This is a genomic window from Streptomyces sp. NRRL F-2664 (assembly GCF_000719345.1).
In the GTDB taxonomy this organism is placed as follows: Bacteria; Actinomycetota; Actinomycetes; order Streptomycetales; family Streptomycetaceae; genus Streptomyces.
Genome location: NZ_JOFX01000543.1, coordinates 1 through 265, shown reverse-complemented (window position 1 = coordinate 265; position 265 = coordinate 1). Strand labels below are relative to the sequence as shown.

Below are 265 nucleotides of genomic sequence, written 5' to 3'. Positions count from 1 at the left end.
GGTGCGCTGGTCGAAGACGTCGTCCTCGCCCGCGAAGCCGCCCCCCGCCCCCGTGTAGGCGCGGCCCTCCTCCACTGCGGGGGAGAACCGCTGCTCGGGCGCGGCCAGCTCGCCTTTGTCGTCGAGGGTGCGCAGGCGGGTCGCGGCCAGCGCCGGCACGGGCGAGCCGGGGATCTCCTCGTAGGCGATCTCGGTCACCGCGCCGAGGGGCGAGGCGACGCGGGTGACGACGGGGCCGTGTCCGGCCAGCGGCCGCCCGTACTCC

The 265-nt window shown here is 77.4% G+C and carries 1 protein-coding gene; it reads right to left on the bottom strand.

Going from position 1 to position 265, the window contains the following annotated elements; genetic code table 11:
* Nucleotides 1-265, bottom strand: a 265-nt coding sequence (locus IF89_RS40195; protein ID WP_043195168.1) for a hypothetical protein, incomplete at both ends; no start/stop codon positions are given.